This is a genomic window from Streptomyces sp. NPDC004266 (genome assembly GCF_042874095.1).
In the GTDB taxonomy this organism is placed as follows: domain Bacteria; phylum Actinomycetota; class Actinomycetes; order Streptomycetales; family Streptomycetaceae; genus Streptomyces.
The window spans coordinates 1-17,208 of the sequence record NZ_JBIAMM010000023.1 but is presented as its reverse complement, the minus strand read 5'-3'; the positions used below and the strand labels follow the sequence as shown (position 1 = coordinate 17,208).

The window sequence follows — 17,208 nt, the reverse complement described above, 5'->3', positions numbered from 1 at the left end:
CAGAAACAGGGCTCGACCGGCTTTGCGCCTCTCGGTCTCCCGGCAGTCAGGGCGAACCGGGGGCGTCACCACAGACACCGACCGCCGACCCCGCGGAAGCGGCGCGGCGACCGAGGGCCTCGAACCTGGACACATATCCCATAGGTTATTGAATAGGGATTTTATGGGGCGCTATTCGCCATGTTGCGCCAGTCGGAACCCGGGTGCGCCAGGGCACCGCTCGACACGGGGGAACACCATAATCAGGAGATGAAGCGCCCCTCCGGCTCGCCCGGAGGCCGTACACGAAAACGGCCGGGGCTCTGGGTGCCACCAGAACCCCGGCCACGGTGTGCGGAGCGTCGAGGTGGGTCCGGCCGATCATGTGCCGGTCGGGCCCACTTCACTCAGGCCACGACTTGCCGTCCGGTACCTCACCCACCCGCAGCGCTGCTAGCGCGCGAACTGCGCCACACACCCCGCGATCGATGTGACCGCGCCGAGCACAGCAATGACCACCTGTGCTCGGATGTCCGGGCCGATCCGCTTGCGCCGGCCCGGGTGCTTGACCCGCTTTTGCATGTTCACCTCCCTCCGGAAGACACCAGTCGGCAGGCGCGCCTCCGTCCTCGGATCGGGGCGCCCCACTTCCACCTCACACCCGCGTGCGGGTGGCGGAACAGTGCACGCACCCTGGCGAAGCCGGGCGAATAGTCGCCCGCCATGTCGCCAGAAGGCCCTTCACCAGCCACTACTTCAGGCGGACTTCAGACGGTGCGAGCCGGAGCGCATGCCGATGGCCGCCTGCCTCTTCTGCGGCTCCTGAACGACCACTGTTCCGGCGTCCCCAACAGTCCAGGCACACCGGCGCCGGACGCTCCCACGCGTTTCAAGTAACTCTGTTTCTCCAGGTCAGCACCTTGCGGAAGGGATGGCGCGGGCGCTGGAACAGACGGAACGGCAGGAACGCGGGTCGGGCTTCCAAAGGAACAGCGATACGCCAAGTCTTCACCTCGTCGGCGCCGCCCAGCAGGACGGCGAAGCACCCCACGCCCCCGCCGAGAGCGGAAACGGGCAGACCCGAATGAGGATGAGAATGCGTAAGAACGCCAGGAACCTTCTGCTCCAGGGCCTCGCGGCCGTGCTCCTGGCCGGCGGCACGCTCGGCGCGGTGAACGTCACCGGCGACGAGGCCAACGCCTCGGCCAAGCCGGTCCCCCACGCCACCCACACCCCCCGGATTGCCGCGTGGCCGGTCCTCAGGACCGGCTCCCGGGGCACCGACGTCCTGACTGTCCAGCACCTGCTCGCCGCCCGCGGCCACGCCGTCACGGCCGACGGCACCTACGGCAAGAAGACCGCGGCCGCCGTCAGCCAGTTCCAGAAGCGCGCCGGCCTTCGGGTCGACGGGATCGTCGGTGCGAAGACGTGGGCCAAGCTCACCGCCCTGACCGTCCGCAGCGGTGCCCGCGGCCACGCCGTCAAGGCCGTCCAGGTCCAGCTCGACCTCAAGGTCGACGGCGTCTTCGGCAAGAACACCGCATCCGCCGTCAGCCAGTTCCAGAAGCGCTACGGCCTCAGGAACGACGGCATCGTCGGACCGAAGACGTGGAACGCCCTGATCGGCACCTCCACCCCCGCCAAGCCCAAGCCCGCCACCAGCGCCACCGCTCTGGCCCGCCAGCTCCTGGGCAAGCGCGGCATCACCTACGCCACCAAGCACTCCAAGACCGTCGACCCCCGCTCCACTGCCTACCGCAACATCCACGACATGGCCCAGGGCATCGGCGCCGCCACCAGCACCAACAGCCACGTCGGCTTCAAGCGTGTGCAGCTCGACCCCCGCATGCTCAAGGCCCTGATCACCCTCCACGACAAGCACCACTACAGGCTGCAGATCTCCGAGTTCGTCGGCGGCAGCCACAGCAAGAACTCCCGCCACTACCGAGGCCTCTCCTTCGACGCGAACTTCATCAACGGCATCCACGTCGGCAGCGGCGCACCCCACAAGCAGGTCATGAAGCTCTGCCGCGACCTCGGCGCCACCGAAGTCCTCGGCCCCGGCAACAAGGGCCACAACACACACATCCACTGCGCCTGGAAGTAACCCGGCCAGCGCCCCACCGCACCCCGCCAGGGTTACGCCCTGAACTCTCCAGCCCCGCCCGGACCCCTTCCGGGCGGGGCGGCTCCCGTTTACCGAGGGTGTGCGGCGCGGCGCCTGCCTCGCCCCCGAGGAGGAGCCCCGGCCCGCCGCCTCGAGATAGGCCCGGCCTCCCCGGCACCGCACCGCTCCCGTAGGGTCAGCGCCAGCCCGTGCCGATATGGCGTGTGCGGGTGAGGCCCGGCGCCCAGACGCGCTCTGGGGGCAGTACCGCCGGGCCGCCTCATCCTCCACACCTGAGCCTCATGGCCCGGAGATGGCGCACAGCCGTCTGAGGAGGGCAGGCGCACCGTTTCTTCCGGTGAATTCGTTCCCCCGGACGGCTCGTCACCTGTTGGAACCTCTGTCCCGCAGGCAGGCCGGCCGCTATTCCTGCCTTCGTGATCAAGAACCTGGTGCGCGGTGTCGCCGCGCTCTCCCTAGCCCTGTCCCCGCTCGCCGTCCCCCACGCCGCGCTCGCCGCGCCCGCGGAGCCGGGGATCGCCGAGGTGGTGACCCTTGCCGCGGCGGTCAAGCAGATCCCGGTCGCGGATGAGTCCCGTGAGGGCTACGCGCGGACGAAGTTCAGGCACTGGAACGCGGGCCTGGACCCGGCGGACGGCTGCAACACCCGCAACGAGGTCCTGCTGGCCGAGGCGGTCGAGTCCCCGGAGGTCGCGGCCGGCTGCAAGCTCGCGGGCGGCCGGTGGATCTCGTACTACGACGGGCAGGAGGTCACCGATCCGGGCAAGCTCGACATCGACCACATGGTCCCGCTCGCCGAGGCCTGGGACTCCGGCGCGAGCGCCTGGGACGCCGAGCGCCGTGAGGCGTACGCCAACGACCAGGAGGCCGCCACGAGCCTGGTGGCTGTGACGGCGCGGACCAACCGCTCGAAGGCTGACCAGGATCCGCGGGAGTGGATGCCGCCGGCCCCGGAGGCCACCTGCCGGTACCTCTCCGAATGGGTCGCCACGAAGCTGCGCTGGGGCCTTGCCGCGGACCGGGGCGAGGCCGACGCGCTCGCCCTGTACGCCGACGGGCCGTGTGAGGACTCGATCGTCCACTACACCCCCGCCGCCTGACCGGCGAAGACCCCGCAGCATCGACGGGGCCCGCTCGGGCCTTCGGCCGGCCCCGCCGTCCCCGGCGCCCTCTTCATCAACAAAGCCGCCTCACGCCCTCATCAGACCGGGGCACCGGTGACCGGAAGAGGGCAGGCGTGCGTGTGCCGGGCAGGCCCCGTCCTGCCCGGCACACGCGTATGTCAGAGCCCCGGCCCCGAGCCGGGGCAGGGGGGATCAGTGGTGATGGTGGTGGCGGCGGCCGCCCCAGGACTCGGTGTCGACGGTGCGGCCGCGGTCGTCGCGCAGGGTCGCGGTGTCGGAGTGGTTGTCCCAGACGTAGTCGCGGCGGTCCTGGTAGAGGTCGGTGCGGCTGTCGCGGCCCTCACCGGTGTGGATGCGGACGGTGGCCCGTCCGGCGAGGCGGAAGTCGTGGAAGCGGTAGCGGTGGCCGTCCTCGTCCTTCAGGGTCCAGCCGTCGAGATCGACCGAGCGGCGGGAGTTGTTGGTGATCTCGACCCACTCGGCGTTCAGCGACCGGTTGGAGCGGGTGTCGCGTCCGGGGCTGTCGGCCTGGACGGCGCTGATCTCCACCTTCGGCGTGCGGTGGCGGTCGTCGTCGTGGGCGGAAGCCGGCAGGGCGACGAGGCAGACCATGGAGCCGGCCGCGAGGACGGTCGCGGCGATACGGCGGGCGGACGAAGAAGCAGACACGGGTGATGACTCCTGGGGAACAGTGCTCCGCCGACCGACAGCGGCCGACGTGAGCGGTACGAGTCCCGGTCCGGTGCTGGGCCGAGGACCCGAACTCTGCCGCCCCGAACCGCCGGTTGGAATGCCTGCTATGCCCGGTTACGGGGTGAGGACATTTCCGTAACTGTCACCTGCATCGGGCACGCATATGCCACGACGCGGCCCTGACATTCACTGTGGGCTACACCCACCCGTTCAGTGATCAACAACAAGCTCTTACGGCCTCCGGCGCACTACCGCCCGCACTGCCCGGTGCACTGCGCCAACCGGGTGACCATGCCGGGTAACAGCCGTTCTGCGTATTTCTTCGCACGCTTTGACCCTCATCGCGCAGGTGGGTGGATTTGTTGTCCGAGGCGAACGGCCATGAGAACGGACGCAGACCGTCCCCGAAGGCCCCTACCTCGGCCTCGGGGAACATCGGTACAGCGGTTATCGGTGAGAAGGATCATGGCCGTCTAGCACAGTGATCCACTTCGCCGCTGAGGTTCGGTGAAACGCCTCCGGGCCTGGTCTGGGGCTGGCTACGGTCCGGCTCGTGCCGGTGGAATTTCTGAGCGATGAGCAGGCCGAGGCGTACGGGACGTTCGCCGAGGAGCCGACGAGGCCCGAGCTGGAGCGGTTCTTCTTCCTGGATGACGTGGACCGGGATCTGATCGCCCTGCGGCGGACGGAGCATCACCGGCTCGGGTTCGCGCTCCAGATGTGCACGGTGCGGTACGTCGGCTTGTTCCTGGAGGACCCGCTCGCGGTGCCGTGGCCGGTGGTCGAGCACCTGGCCGTGCAGCTCGGCATCGAGGACCCGTCGGTGGTCAAGCGGTACACGGAGCGGCGCCAGACGCTGTACGACCACGCGTGGGAGATCCGGGACGCCTACGGCTACCACCCCTACGAGGACGCCGAGTGGGGCCGCCGGTTCCGTACGTTCCTGCACGGGCGGGCGTGGACACACGCTGAAGGCCCGAAGGCGCTGTTCGACCACGCGGTGGGCTGGCTGCGCCGTCACCGGGTCCTGCTGCCCGGGGTGTCCGTGCTGGCCCGGCAGGTGTCGGAGGCGCGGACGGTCGCGGAGAAGCGACTGCACGCCACGGTCGCGGGCGCTGCCCGGCGCGCGGACCCGGCGCTACCGGGTGATCTGGTGGCGACGCTGAAGACGCCGGAGGGCTCGCGGTTCTCGGAGTTGGAGCGGTTGCGCCGGCCGCCGACGCGGACGACGGGGACGGCGTTCGCCCGTGCGCTGGAGCGGGTGGACGAGATCGGCGCGTACCGGCTCGGCAGGTTGAGGTTGTCGCAGATCCCGCCGAACCGGATGGCGGCGCTGGCCCGGTACGCGCTGGGGTCGAAGGCGCCGCTGCTGGAGCGGGCGGCGGAGCCGAAGCGCACGGCGATGCTCACCGCGGTGATGCGGCACCTGGAGGCGAAGGCGATCGACGAGGCCCTGGACCTGTTCCAGGTCCTGATGGCCACCCGGCTGCTGAACACGGCGAAGCGCAAGACGGAGAAGGAGCGGCTGTCGACGCTGCCGCAGCTGGAGAAGGCGTCACGGGTGCTCGCGCGGGCGGCGAAGGTGCTGTTCGAGGAACTGGAGCTGGTCCAGGAGCAGGAGACGGACCTGGACGTGGCCGCGCTCTGGGCGGCCATGGAGGAGGTCGCCCCGCGTGCCGCCGTGATGAGCGCCGCGGCCACAGTGGTCTCGCTGGTGCCCGAGGACGAGAACTCGGCCGAGGTCGCCATGCGGGCCGCGCTCGCGAACCGGTACGCCACGGTGCGCCCGTTCCTCGCGCTGCTGGGCGAGTCGAAGGCGCTGGACGCGGCGAGCGCAGGCAAGCGGGTCCTGGCAGGGGTGCGCGGCCTGCCGGCGCTGGCGCGGCGGAAGGTGGGGGTCAAGCCGCTGCTGCCGCGCGAGGTGGACGACAAGCTCGTGCCGCCCGCGTGGCGCAAGGCGGTGTACGCCAACCCGGACCTGCCGCAGGGTGCGGTGGACCGGGACGCGTACGTGGTGTGCGTGCTGGAGCAGCTGCACCGGGCGCTGAACAACCGCGACGTGTTCGCCGCCCCGTCGCACCACTGGTCCAACCCGCGGGCCCGGCTGCTGGACGGGCCCGACTGGGATGCGGTCGAGGAGGACGTCCTGGCGGCCCTGAGCCTGGACATGCCCGTCACCGAGCACCTGGCGGAGCTGGTGCGGGGCCTGGACGCCGGATGGAAGCAGCTCGCCGAACGTCTTGAGGAGGCGGGGCCGGCGGCGAAGGTCTCCATCGAGGTCGCCGGCGACGGGCGGGTGAAGCTGAACGTCGACAAGCTCGGCGCGCTCGGCGAGCCGAAGTCCCTGACCTGGCTGCGCCAGCGGGTCGAGAAGATGCTCCCGAAGATCGACCTGCCGGACCTTTTGTTCGAGGTGAACGCCTGGACCGGCTTCCTCGACGCCTTCGTGCACCTCGGCGACGGCACCACCCGGATGAAGGACCTGCCCACCTCGGTGGTCGCGCTGCTGGTGTCCGAGGCGTGCAACATCGGCCTGGCCCCGGTGGTCAACCCCGCCCATGAGGCGCTGACCCGGGCCCGGCTCGTGCACGTCGACCAGTACTACCTGCGCGCCGACACCATCGCCGCGGCGAACGCCGCGCTGATCGCCGCCCAGGCCGGGATCCCGATCGTGCGGTACTGGGGCGACGGACTGCTCGCCTCGGTGGACGGGCTGCGCTTCCAGGTGCCGGTGCGCACCATCAACGCCGCCCCGTCACCGAAGTACTTCGGGTTCAAGCGGGGCATCACCTGGCTCAACGCGGTCAACGACCAGGTCGCGGGCATCGGGCAGATGGTCGTGCCCGGCACCCCGCGCGACTCCCTGCACATCCTGGACGCCCTGCTGAACCTGGACGGCGGGGTGAAGCCGGAGATGGTGGCGACCGACAACGCCTCGTACTCCGACATGGTGTTCGGCCTGTTCAAGATCCTCGGCTACAACTTCAGCCCGCGGTTCCGCGACCTGGACGACCAGCGGTTCTGGCGGGCCACGATGCCCGGCGTCGAGACGGGCACGTACGGCGCGGTGGAGGACCTGGCCCGCAACCGGGTGAACCTGAACAAGGTGATCACGCACTGGCCCGACATGCTGAAGGTCGCCGGTTCCCTGGTCACCAACCAGGTCCGCGCCTACGACCTGCTGCGCATGTTCGGCCGCGACGGCCGCCCGACCCCGCTCGGGGCGGCGTTCGCCGAATACGGGCGGATCGCCAAGACCGAGCACCTGCTGCGGGTGGTCGACCCGGTCGACGACACCTACCGCAGGCAGATGAACCGGCAGCTCACCGTGCAGGAGTCCCGCCACAAGCTCGCCCGCGACGTGTGCCACGGCAAGCGCGGCACCATCCACCAGGCCTACCGCGACGGCATGGAGGACCAGCTCGGCGCGCTCGGCCTGGTCCTCAACGCCATCGTGCTCTGGACCACGAAGTACATCGACGCCGCCGTCACCCGGCTCCGCGCCGAAGGACACGAGATCCGAGATGAGGACATCGCCCGCCTGTCCCCGCTCAAGCACCGCAACCTGAACCTGCTCGGCCGCTACAGCTTCACCGCCAGCGTTCCGGCCGCCGGCGCGCTGCGCCCGTTGCGCGACCCGGACGCACCGCAACTGGACGAGGATGGCGAGGGCGAAGAATGACCACACTGCCTCGACGTCTGCTCCGGGGTCACCCGGTCGGCAGGCCGACCGTTCAGCCGAACCGCACCGCGCGAGGCAGCGTCCCTCCCTCGAAGCTCCTCGCCATGCCCGGCTGGAGCGTCCCGAGGGTCTGGGACTCGCAGTCCCCCGGCTCCTCGTAGAACGTCGCCCTGGCGTTCGTGCCGTTGTTCGCCGTCCGGGCGCCGCCCACCAGCAGGAAGCACTCGCCGTCGGCCGGGTCCTCAAGTGTGTACTCGTCCCCGTCAGCAGAGACGTAGTCGAGCGGGCCCGTGGCAGCCTGCGCGCCGGTGGCGAGCCCGGTAGCCAGCACGAACGCGGCCCCCATAGTCCCCGCGGCCCGTCCCAAAAAACGCGTGAGCACGTACATGAACATCCTTCCCTGAGGTGCGGGCCGACACCCGCTACACAGGGATCTTGTATGCCGCCGACAGTCGAAACCGCCGGCCACGAGCTCAGGCTCCGAACATCACCCACACCAGCGATACGCGGAACTGGGGCCTGAGGGACATGAGTGTCAGAGGGCGGTACGTGGGTTGATGTCCGTTTCGAGGTAAGGGTGGGGCTGGACTGGCGGTCCCGGTCCTTTCCCGGCCGCCCGGCACCAGATCGAATGACCCACCGCCGAGCAGAGTGATGCCCCGGACCCTGCCGGGCCCGGGGCATCTCGAAGTCCTCTAGTCGAGAACGACCTTATACGCCGGAGCGATCGAGGGCTCCCTCTCCGGGTATTCGAGGTCAGCCAGGATCGGCTTCAGGACCTCCAAGAACATCTCCAGGGCTTCCTTGTTCTTCCAGACCTCGATCCACCGCCAGCCGTCGTCGACCGGACCGGCAACGTGGGCCATGAGGCCCGGAGCCGGCACTTCGATGACAGAAGCGAACTCTCCACTGTCGGTCAGACGGTCGATGACGGTGTCGTAGAGCTCCTGCCCGAAGCCAGGGAACTCCATAGTGACGATGATGGCCATGCGGATCTCCGATCTCTGTCAGCCGCGCAAGCCGCGGCCCGACGCAGGGATCCTAACTAAACGTGTCTGACCTGTTACGAGAAGCGATTGGTTTGCTCGGGCGTGAGGGCTGCATACCTCAGCGGCTTGACTTAGTGCAGAGAAGGCTTCCTGCCTGTCGTCAAACGATCGTTTGACGACAGGGCGGCGGTGCGCCCAATGAACCCTTGCAATCCGGGGTCCGCGGCGGCCCGAATCCAATCAGATCCGATGGTGATTGCTGACAGGGTTTGACGACAGATAGGGTCCGATCCTCCGTACGGAAAGGGGCCCTCCGGTGGCGAACCTGGTCTACAAGCGGGTCTCGACCGACCAGCAGTCCACCGCCCGGCAGGACCTCGTCCTGGCCGAGGCCGGGATCGAGGACCCGGTCGTCTTCGAGGAGGACCCCGGCACCTCCAGCCGCCTCCACCCGCTCCAGCGCCCGAAGTTCGGCGAGCTGATCACCTACGCACGGCCGGGCGACACTGTGCACATCTCCGAGATGTTCCGCCTCGTGCGAGGCAACCAGCACATCCTCGACGTGCTCGACGTTCTGCATCGCGACCGTCTCGCCCTGCGTATCCACGACGGCGCGTTCTCCGCCATGGACCTCACCGCCCGCCACCCGCGCACCGGAGAGCTGCTGTCCACCGTGAAGTTCATGGTGCAGACCCTCGCCGCCGCCGGCGAACTCCAGCGCGACCTCCAGCGCGAGCTGACCTACGACGGGCTGCGCGCCGCCGAGGCCAGGGGCGCGAAGGGCGGGCGCCGCCCCGCCGTCGCGGCCGCGACGGCCGCCGACGTGCGCACCGCGTATCTGAAAGGCCGCTCCATCGCCGCCCTCGCCCGCGACCACCGGGTCAGCCGCGGTGCGATCCGGACCGCCCTCGCCGACCTCCTGCCCGAGCACACGGCCATCGAGAAGGACGCCCCCGCCACGGAGCTGTCGGTCACGCTCGACATGCCGGGCAAGGTCGCCGACTACCTCCGCAGCACCGAGCTGGAGCCCGCCGAGCGGGTAGCGCTCGACCAGGGGACGACCGTACGACGCGGCCAGGGCTACACCCTGCGCGTGACCGCCGTCCTCGCGGTGCACCGCCAGCTCCTCGCCCGCTGCCAACCGCTCGGTGGCGCCCAGGGCGTCCCCGCAGTCCCGGCACAGCGCAAGGCCCGCCGCGAGTACGAGAACCGGGTCAGCGCGCTCACGCCCTGACCATGATCGTTCTCAGCGCCAACCGCTGTACCGATGTTCCCCGAGAGGGGCACCTAGCCGCACCGTCTCAGCTGATTTCGTCGTCATTCACTTGATCAGGCGAAAGATCGGCTGACGTGTTCCTGGTGAGTTGTTGGACTACTACGTTCGGCCGAAGTCGATCAAGACGCCCGACAGAGGAGAGGCCGACCCGTGGGATACCTTCGCAAGCGCAGTTTCATGATCTTTCACGACCCGGACGCGCCGGACGAGGAGAAGACCCTCGACCCGCAGCAGATCGCGGAGATCGAGTCCGCGCACCAGGAGGCCCTGAAAGACCGTGTCGAAGCCCTGCTCTGGCAGAGGCTCCCCGCCTTCATCCCCGAGGTGTCCCCGGCGAAGACCGCCGTTGAAGTGGCCACAGAGAGGGGCCTGCTCTCCGAGAGGAACCTGCAGTCGAAGACTCTGATGTTCGCGATGCTGCCGGAAGCCAAACAGCAGGAGATCCTGGCGAAGGAGCAGGAAACGCGGGACGCGGTGATCAAGAAGTACGGCATCGAGGACTGCGCCGCCGTCACCGAAGAAGACGTGAAGGCCGCCAAGGAGCGCGCCAGGGAGCAGCTGGCCTCCACCCCGGGCGGGCAGGGCCTCCTGAGGCTCGCGCAAACCGTCCAGGAGAGCGATGAGGCGGCGCTGAAGGAGTACCTGATGGCCACCACCCGCCCGGAGGAGAAGTCCCAGCGGGACCTCGCGTGGGAGATGTTCGCGATCGTGACAGCCGGCGCCGATCTTCCGGACACCCGGTACCGTCCGTGCCGCACACAGGAGGGCACCGTCCGGTTCAAGGACGGCGGCTACATCGGGATCAACGAGAGCCCAGGGGGCAGGGGCTCCGGGCCTGTCATCGACGACCCGGACAACGAATTTCAGATGAAGGGCGTGTCGTTTAACGGCCAGCGGCCCGCGTTGTGGGTGAAGGTGGTGGACGGATGGGCCAAGGACGGCAACTGGGGTGGCCACCTCCAGGTGACCTGCGCCACCGCCAACGGGTACTGGATCGCCGCCCACAAGGGCTCGATGAAGGCCGCCACCAACAAGACCGAGCCGATCACCTTCTACGACATGGGCCCGTACTACGAGATCTGGCACCAGGACCGCACCACCGGCGCGCCCCTGGTCGTCCGAGGCGACCGGCTGCACTTCGAACCCGGCGCCACGCCCGACAGGTTCAACCTGCAGGACGCCACCTGGGGCTGACCTGGCACCGTGCCATCCGCGCGAACCCGCTGCCCCCGGCCCGGCAGCGGCGTGCTCGCGTCACCCAGCGAAACCCGGAGCGGGCTCCGACCACCCTAGTGACCTTGGGGCGGTCACCACTCCCTGCCGGCGGTCGGATCGCGCAGGGAACGCAGGCCCCCGGGCAGCTCCGGCAGTTGGAAGGAGTACCGGCCCAGCATGTTGACGTGGCGGCGCACGAACGGGGAGAGGCGTGCGACGTCCTGCTCGCGCACCTCGAAGCCCTTGGCGCGCAGCCGGTCGAGGGCGGCGTCCATGTATCCCCGACAAGGCGCTGCCCGAGGACCCGATGAACGTCCCGCCCGCCAATGCCGAGTCGGAGGTCTGGGCCCGGGACGAGGCAGAGCATCAGGTCGACTGCGGGGAGGGTGAGGACAGCACGGTGAAGCGGTCCTCACGCATCTCGCACTTCTGGCGGAGCGCCTGACGAGCAGCCCCGGCCGCTGCCTGCGCTTGACCAGCAGGTGGCGGCCTTCGCGCGTCGTGCGACTGATACAGACTCTCGCCGCTGGCGAAGTCCAGCGGGAGCTGACGCACGACGGGCTGCAGGCTGCGGCGCACGCGGCTTCCGGGCGATCGTCGAGCGCGCGCCTGGCGCACTCGGGACCTGCGGTTTTGCGCTCCCTCGTTCGTGCGAAGGGCGCATGGCCAGTGAGCCGGCCGAGCATGCTTCGGCGGGACGGACCGGCCGGACTGCCCGATCAGCAGGAAGAACTCGATGAAGGGTACGGACCTATGAGCATGACGCTGACCGGCAAGCTGACCCTGCGTTCCGACAACCCGGTGGAGACCCGGGGCGGCAACACGTCCACCTTCACCCGGGTCACCTTCCCCACTCCCTTCCCGGAGGGTGCAGAGGTCGTGGTGCTCGCGCAGGTGCAGACGTTCAACGGCCCCCACACCCCCGGCCTGCGCCTGGCCAACGTGACGCGGGAGGGTTTCCTGATCCGCATGAACGAGCTCTACGGCACCAACGTCCAGAGCGACGGCACCCACGGCAACGAGACGGTGGGCTGGTTCGCCAGCACCATCTGACCCACAGCAAGGCCAACAAGGGCTCCACCGGCAACTGACACCGGAACGAATCCACGCCGCGCGAGCCGCTGTGCCCGACACCGCGCCTACGGGGTCGGGCACAGCGGCGTTCTGACACCCCTGCTCACGGGCCATAGGCGGTCACCCGCGCACCTGCGAGCTGCTGTCCACCGTGAAGTTCATGGTGCAACTCTCGCCGCCGCCGACGAACTCCAGCGCGACCTCCAACGGGAGCTGACCTACGACGGACTGCGGGCCGCCGAGGCGAAGGACAGCAAGGGCGGCCAGCGCTCCGCCGTCGCGGCCGGAAAGACAGCCGACGTGCGCACCGCCTCCCGCGAGAACGGCCTCAGCCGCAGCGCCTCCGCACCGCAGTCGCCGACCTCCTGCCCGAACACACCGCCATCGAGGAGGACGCCCCCGCGCCGGAGCTGCCGGTCGCCCTCGATATGCCCGGCAAGGCCGCCGACTTCCTCCGCGGCACCGAGCTGGAACCCGGAAGGCCGCTCCATCGCGGGCCTTCGCCCAGCCGGACGACCGCGCCGCCCTCGACCAGGGCGTGCCGGTACGGTGCGGCCAGGGCCACACCCTGCGCGTCACCGCCCTCCCTGCGGTGCACCACCAGCTCCTCGCCCGCTGCCAGCCGCTCGACGGCCCCCAGAGTGTCCCGGCCCAGCGCAAGGCCCGCCACGAGTACGAAAACCGGGTCAGCGCACTCACACTCTGACCATGATCGTTCTCACCGATAACCGCTGTACCGATGTTCCCCGAGGCCGTACCTGAACCAGGGCCGGCGGCCGCGGACCTCGGCAGGCTCGCCGCCGTCGCCCTGGTCCTCAACACGGCGGTCGTCGGCCGGCTCCAGCAGCCGGTAGGCCCGGCGGGGCACCCGACTGTGGCCTTGACCGCGACGTTGGCGGACGAGCCATCGCCTCCTTCATCGGATTTCTCCAGACGCCGTCTCAGAGCCGTCGCCACGCGCCTGCTGGATGCTGGCCGAAGTGGTTCAGTCGAGGGCTGCCATGGCGAGTGGCGGCAGGCATGTCAGTACCCAGGCGAGAGCGTGGACGACGGCGGTGGTGGTGCTGGTCCAGCTTTCGGGGCGCCAGCCGTTGAAGGTGAGCCCGAGAAGGACCGCGTTCCAGATGGTGGCTATCGGGACCAGGCCGATGAGCTTGATGGAGATGAAGAAGCGGTCGGCGGAGACGATCAGTGGGAGCGCCGCGGCGGTCATCAGCGCAAGGGGGGTCGCCAGCTGTTTCCAGGACAGGAAGGCGGAGGCGTCGGCGACGTCGGCGGTCAGGGTGCCGTGGGTCAGGGTGACGATGGTGCCGTTGTAGGTGTGGATGGTGACGGGGGTGTGGGGCGGGGTGCCGTCGTGGAACGACTGATCGACGTCCCAGGTCTCGGGCTTGCCGCTGGGGGTGGTGACGGTGACGCTGTAGGAGGTGGTGTCGTCGTGAGTCTCGCTGGCGCGGTCGGTGACGGTTCCGGCCTGCTGGGTCAGGCAGCCGCTGCTGTCTCCCCGGCTGATCTGGTCCTCGGTGCACAGTGCGGCGCGGGTGTAGGCGAATTGCTGGATGTGGGCGGCGGCGAACGCTGCGACGGCGCCTGCGAGGAGCAGCAGCGAGAACACCATCCCCACGGCCCGGGCCACTCCCGGCCGGGGCAGGTCTCTGAGTGCAGGACGCCACCGGCGTTTCGCGGGGCGGGCCGGCTGCGGCATCCGGCGATAAGGAGCCGGGGCAGGACGGGGCGCCGGCACGGACGGCGGCGCGGGGGGCAAGGGGGTGGGGGTGATTGCCTGCCCGGCAACTGGGGGCTGGAGCTGCGCCGTGACCAGTTCTGCCGCGTTCCGGCCGGTGGCTTCCTCGTCTGCGGAGGGCGGTGGGGTGAAAGCGTCCGGGGCGAGAAACGGCTCCTTGAGCAGGGCGCGGACCTGCCTGCGCAGAACCTCGATCTCGGCGCCCAGTGCGGTGGCGCGTTCCTGGGCTCGGGCGGCGTCCCGGTCGGCGTCGCCGACGAGCCGGACCGCGGCCGCGAGCTGGGTGTCGGCGTCGGAGAGTCGGCCGGCGAGTTCGTCGGCACGTGCGGCTTCGGCAGCAGCCTGCTCTTCGGCGTCCCGACGGGCTTCGTCGGCTTCGGTGAGACGGGAACGCAAGGTGGCGATCATCGCGTCCTGCTCGGCCAGGGACCGGCGCAGCCGATCAGCGTCACCCTCGGCTTTCTTCAACCACCCGGCCAGCTTCTGGTCGCGGTCCTCGACGTCGGCCAGAGCCCTGTGAAGCGACTCCTGCACGGCCGACAGATCCGTCTGCAGGGTGTCGCGCTCGTCCTCCAGCTCCGCGATCCGCATGCCGTCGGGCGACCGGTGGCGCCGCACGTTGCGTTCCAGGAGCTCCAGCTCGCGTTGCTGAGGACCGGTCAGGGGATGTCCGAGCGCGGCGAGGTGGTCGGCGAAGGCCGGCAGAAGGTTGTGGTGCAGGATGCGCTGGCCGGTGAAGTACCGGGACATCGTTCCGGGGTGAATGTGCAGTGCGGCGGCCAGGTCGGCCTGGCGCGCGCCTGCGGCCCGGCAGGGTGCGAACGCCGCCGTGAGGGCGGCGGTATAGGCGGCGACGGCCGTCCGCAGCGCGGCGCCGCCCGTTGCGGGGCCACCACTTGAGGCTTGGCCCGGAGGCTGGGGTATCGACGCTTCTTCGTCCACGGGGGCCTGTCCCTCCTGGCACAGCTGTCAGTGGTGCTGATGCGGATAGTGAACACCGTCCTGGCCTGCGCGTTGCCAACTTCCGGCAAGCCGCCGATTGCCGTTCCCGCAACCCGCCCAGACCGGCACCGTCGGACACACGACCACTGGGCACCAAGCCCAGCGGCACATCCCTATCCGGGAGGTCCACGATGCGAACCACCTTCACCGTCCGCGCCGCCGTTGTTTTCCTGCTGACCGTCCTGACCGCCACGGCCGCCGGTGTCCTGGCCGCCCTGACCGGTGCCCCGGCCGCAGGGGCCGTCCTCGCCGCCGGCGCGGCGGCCGGCGCGGCCCTGCCCCTCTTCGACGCCCTCATCGACCACTGATCCAGCACCGTCGCCGAGCGGAGGCAACCCTGCTGATCGACAGCGCTCTTGCCTCCGCAGTCGGCCGAACCGCCGGCCAGCGGAGACGTACCCCCTTTGCGCCTGACGTCACGAAGGAGTCCGGTGCCTATCGGGAGGTGCCGGAGCGCCGGAGGTCTGCGTACAGCCGCGCTCTCACTCCGGGCTCGCCGGGGATACGCCGCACCTTCGGCGCGCCCGAGGTCGCCCACCAGCTGGTGATCTCGACCGCGGCAGCCTGCACGGTCTCCTCGTCCGGTCCGGTGATGTCCAGGACCACGAGGCCGGGCTCGCTGAGGTGGATCGGATTGATCGGTTCCATGCCGTGTGAACGCGGTACCGAAGGAACTGGTTCAGGAGTCGGCGCTGAGATCACCTGGACGAGCGGGGGAGAGAGGACGACGAAGCCCAGGGGCAGCGTGTAATGCGGCCTACCCCGCGCCAGCGCCAGGACGCTGCGGGCCACGGCTGGTGGTGAGCCTACGGCCATGCAACGTCGTGTTCTGGTCAGGGGCCTGGCGGTATCGGTCGGCTTCGATCATCTGGGGAAATTTTCGGTCGCCGGGGGGATAACTGGGGAGCGGGGTCGTCGGGTGGGGCGAAGGCGCTTGGTGCGCCTCCTGATACTGACGATGGAGATCAAGTCGATGACGTCGTGCTTGGCCGTGTCCGAGCTCGCCGCGGTGGCAGCGGCAGTGGTGCAGACCGCGGCTGCCGTGGTTCAGGTGTGGTGGGACCGGCGGTCGTACCGTGCCGGGACGGCGCTGGAGCCTGGAGCCGTCGCCGCCGTACCCTTCCCGGCGGCCATCCCGGGACCGGTCGGCGTCCGGATCGCCGTCCTGCCTCCCGCGCAGGTGGAGATCTCGGTCTTTCTTCCCGCCGGAGGTGGTCCCGGCTCGGGGCCGCATGGACCGGTGAAGGAGAACGGCCCGTGGTAAGCGGCGATATGTCCGTGCAGCCCTCTCTGACCGATGTGGAGCAGCGGCTGCTGGACTGCTATCCGATGTTCATGGCGGCGGAGCCGCTGGTGCTGTGGCGGAAGTACCGGCCGCTGCTGTCGCAGGCGGCGTGCGAGGACATCGCCCAGGAGGCGTACGACCGGGTGGCGGCCAAGGCCGCCTCCGGCGAGCTGGACTCGGTGACGAAGCTGCCCGGCTACCTCCGGACGGCCTCGCGGAACCTGGCCAAGGACGCGCTGCGCGCCCTGCAGCGAGACCCCGTCCGCTACGACAGCGAGTTCGTGGCCGCGATCCCGCCACCACGCGTTTCTCCCGAGGACGCCGACATTCTGGAACGCCTCGTCGTGCCCTTGATCGACGCGATGCCCCGCACCCGGCGCCGCAAGATCGTCCAGTTGCAGAGCCAGGGCCTTGAGGACACGGACATCGCCAGCGTGCTGGGCATAGACAAGATCCGGCTGCACAAGGACCGCTCATCCGCCGTCGTTGAGCTGCGGGACAAGTTGGGCAAGCACATCCGTGACGGGCATCGGAAGCAGACACGACGCGTAGAGAAGGATGGGTGACAGCGGTGCGCCGCTTCAGCAAGGACAACGGCGCCGGAAGCTCTGCGCCCGAATCCCCTGGCGGGCTGCTCGCCCTCCGCAGGAAGTTGCAAGGGCCGCCGGACTTCTGGGACCGGCCCGACGGAGACTTCGGACCCCTGGCCCGCCTTTCCCTCCACGGTGTCGAGGCCCGGAAGAAGGCGAACTCGTTCTACCGGCTCGGTTCGAAGGCGCTGCTGCGGGGCGAGCTCGCCCCGGCGGTGGACTGGCTGGGCACTGCCGCCGCCGCAGGCCACCCCGGCGCGCTGTTCCGCCTGGCCGTGATCACGCTGCGCACGGGACCGGAGTGGGCAGAGGAGGCGCGCTTCCTCATTGTCGAGGCGGCCCAGCACGGGCACGGCGACGCGCGACGTCTCCTGCAAGAACCGGACGACGCGAACCCAGCAGAGACAAAGGCCAGGCCCGAGGACGA

The 17,208-nt window shown here is 69.7% G+C and carries 17 protein-coding genes and 2 pseudogenes; 11 read left to right on the top strand and 8 right to left on the bottom strand.

Annotated elements, in window-relative coordinates; genetic code table 11:
• Positions 1–432: 432 nt before the first annotated feature.
• Complete coding sequence (locus ACFYUZ_RS36175; RefSeq protein ID WP_389316510.1) at positions 433–561, bottom strand: hypothetical protein; 129 nt, start codon at positions 559–561, stop codon at positions 433–435.
• 514 nt (positions 562–1,075) lie between these two features.
• Here ACFYUZ_RS36175 and ACFYUZ_RS36170 point away from each other — a divergent pair.
• Positions 1,076–2,086 (top strand): peptidoglycan-binding protein, encoded by a 1,011-nt coding sequence (locus tag ACFYUZ_RS36170; RefSeq protein ID WP_389316508.1) that lies wholly within the window; start codon positions 1,076–1,078, stop codon positions 2,084–2,086.
• Positions 2,087–2,523: 437 nt separating this feature from the next.
• Positions 2,524–3,207: an HNH endonuclease family protein gene (locus tag ACFYUZ_RS36165; RefSeq protein ID WP_389316507.1), complete on the top strand. Its 684-nt coding sequence runs from the start codon at positions 2,524–2,526 to the stop codon at positions 3,205–3,207.
• 216 nt (positions 3,208–3,423) lie between these two features.
• On the opposite strand, the gene ACFYUZ_RS36160 is transcribed toward ACFYUZ_RS36165, so the two are convergent.
• Positions 3,424–3,843, bottom strand: coding sequence for a lamin tail domain-containing protein (locus tag ACFYUZ_RS36160; RefSeq protein WP_389316607.1), 420 nt, complete (start codon positions 3,841–3,843; stop codon positions 3,424–3,426).
• Between the two features lie 634 nt (positions 3,844–4,477).
• On the opposite strand from ACFYUZ_RS36160, the gene ACFYUZ_RS36155 reads away from it, so the two are divergent.
• The gene (locus tag ACFYUZ_RS36155) at positions 4,478–7,606 is read left to right on the top strand and encodes a Tn3 family transposase (RefSeq protein WP_389316505.1); all 3,129 of its coding nucleotides are present in this window, start codon (positions 4,478–4,480) and stop codon (positions 7,604–7,606) included.
• Positions 7,607–7,658: 52 nt separating this feature from the next.
• Here ACFYUZ_RS36155 and ACFYUZ_RS36150 read toward each other — a convergent pair whose 3' ends face one another.
• A complete protein-coding gene (locus ACFYUZ_RS36150; protein WP_389316504.1) occupies positions 7,659–7,937 on the bottom strand; it encodes a hypothetical protein in 279 nt (92 codons plus the stop codon).
• Between the two features lie 364 nt (positions 7,938–8,301).
• A complete protein-coding gene (locus ACFYUZ_RS36145; RefSeq protein ID WP_389316502.1) occupies positions 8,302–8,595 on the bottom strand; it encodes a hypothetical protein in 294 nt (97 codons plus the stop codon).
• 316 nt (positions 8,596–8,911) lie between these two features.
• Between ACFYUZ_RS36145 and ACFYUZ_RS36140 the strand changes: the two genes are divergently transcribed.
• Positions 8,912–9,829 carry a recombinase family protein gene (locus ACFYUZ_RS36140; RefSeq protein WP_389316500.1) on the top strand — a complete coding sequence of 306 codons (918 nt, stop codon included), beginning with the start codon at positions 8,912–8,914 and terminating at the stop codon, positions 9,827–9,829.
• A 219-nt stretch (positions 9,830–10,048) separates the two neighbouring features.
• A complete protein-coding gene (locus ACFYUZ_RS36135) occupies positions 10,049–11,065 on the top strand; it encodes a hypothetical protein (protein WP_389316498.1) in 1,017 nt (338 codons plus the stop codon).
• Positions 11,066–11,178: 113 nt separating this feature from the next.
• On the opposite strand, the pseudogene ACFYUZ_RS36130 reads toward ACFYUZ_RS36135, so the two are convergent.
• A pseudogene (locus tag ACFYUZ_RS36130) lies at positions 11,179–11,364 on the bottom strand (Tn3 family transposase); the annotation flags it as partial.
• A gap of 475 nt (positions 11,365–11,839) precedes the next feature.
• Between ACFYUZ_RS36130 and ACFYUZ_RS36125 the strand changes: the two are divergent.
• Positions 11,840–12,139, top strand: coding sequence for a hypothetical protein (locus ACFYUZ_RS36125; RefSeq protein ID WP_389316496.1), 300 nt, complete (start codon positions 11,840–11,842; stop codon positions 12,137–12,139).
• Positions 12,140–12,378: 239 nt separating this feature from the next.
• Here ACFYUZ_RS36125 and ACFYUZ_RS36120 read toward each other — a convergent pair whose 3' ends face one another.
• Positions 12,379–12,651, bottom strand: coding sequence for a hypothetical protein (locus ACFYUZ_RS36120; RefSeq protein ID WP_389316494.1), 273 nt, complete (start codon positions 12,649–12,651; stop codon positions 12,379–12,381).
• Positions 12,652–12,698: 47 nt separating this feature from the next.
• Between ACFYUZ_RS36120 and ACFYUZ_RS36115 the strand changes: the two genes are divergently transcribed.
• Entirely contained in the window at positions 12,699–12,866 is a 168-nt protein-coding gene (locus tag ACFYUZ_RS36115) for a hypothetical protein (protein WP_389316492.1), read from the top strand.
• Positions 12,867–13,145: 279 nt separating this feature from the next.
• Here the strand turns inward: ACFYUZ_RS36115 and ACFYUZ_RS36110 are convergent, their stop codons facing one another.
• Positions 13,146–14,846: a hypothetical protein gene (locus ACFYUZ_RS36110; protein WP_389316490.1), complete on the bottom strand. Its 1,701-nt coding sequence runs from the start codon at positions 14,844–14,846 to the stop codon at positions 13,146–13,148.
• A gap of 191 nt (positions 14,847–15,037) precedes the next feature.
• Between ACFYUZ_RS36110 and ACFYUZ_RS36105 the strand changes: the two genes are divergently transcribed.
• Positions 15,038–15,214, top strand: coding sequence for a hypothetical protein (locus ACFYUZ_RS36105; protein ID WP_389316488.1), 177 nt, complete (start codon positions 15,038–15,040; stop codon positions 15,212–15,214).
• A gap of 127 nt (positions 15,215–15,341) precedes the next feature.
• Here the strand turns inward: ACFYUZ_RS36105 and ACFYUZ_RS36100 are convergent, their stop codons facing one another.
• Entirely contained in the window at positions 15,342–15,554 is a 213-nt protein-coding gene (locus ACFYUZ_RS36100) for a DUF6207 family protein (RefSeq protein WP_389316486.1), read from the bottom strand.
• 310 nt (positions 15,555–15,864) lie between these two features.
• Here ACFYUZ_RS36100 and ACFYUZ_RS36095 point away from each other — a divergent pair, with 310 nt between their 5' ends.
• The 3 genes and pseudogenes from ACFYUZ_RS36095 to ACFYUZ_RS36085 form a co-directional block, all read left to right on the top strand.
• The gene (locus ACFYUZ_RS36095) at positions 15,865–16,170 is read left to right on the top strand and encodes a hypothetical protein (protein WP_389316484.1); all 306 of its coding nucleotides are present in this window, start codon (positions 15,865–15,867) and stop codon (positions 16,168–16,170) included.
• Entirely contained in the window at positions 16,164–16,757 is a 594-nt protein-coding gene (locus ACFYUZ_RS36090; RefSeq protein WP_389316483.1) for an RNA polymerase sigma factor, read from the top strand. Before ACFYUZ_RS36095 ends, ACFYUZ_RS36090 begins: the two co-directional genes overlap by 7 nt.
• Positions 16,758–16,762: 5 nt before the next feature.
• A pseudogene (locus ACFYUZ_RS36085) lies at positions 16,763–17,208 on the top strand (hypothetical protein); the annotation flags it as partial.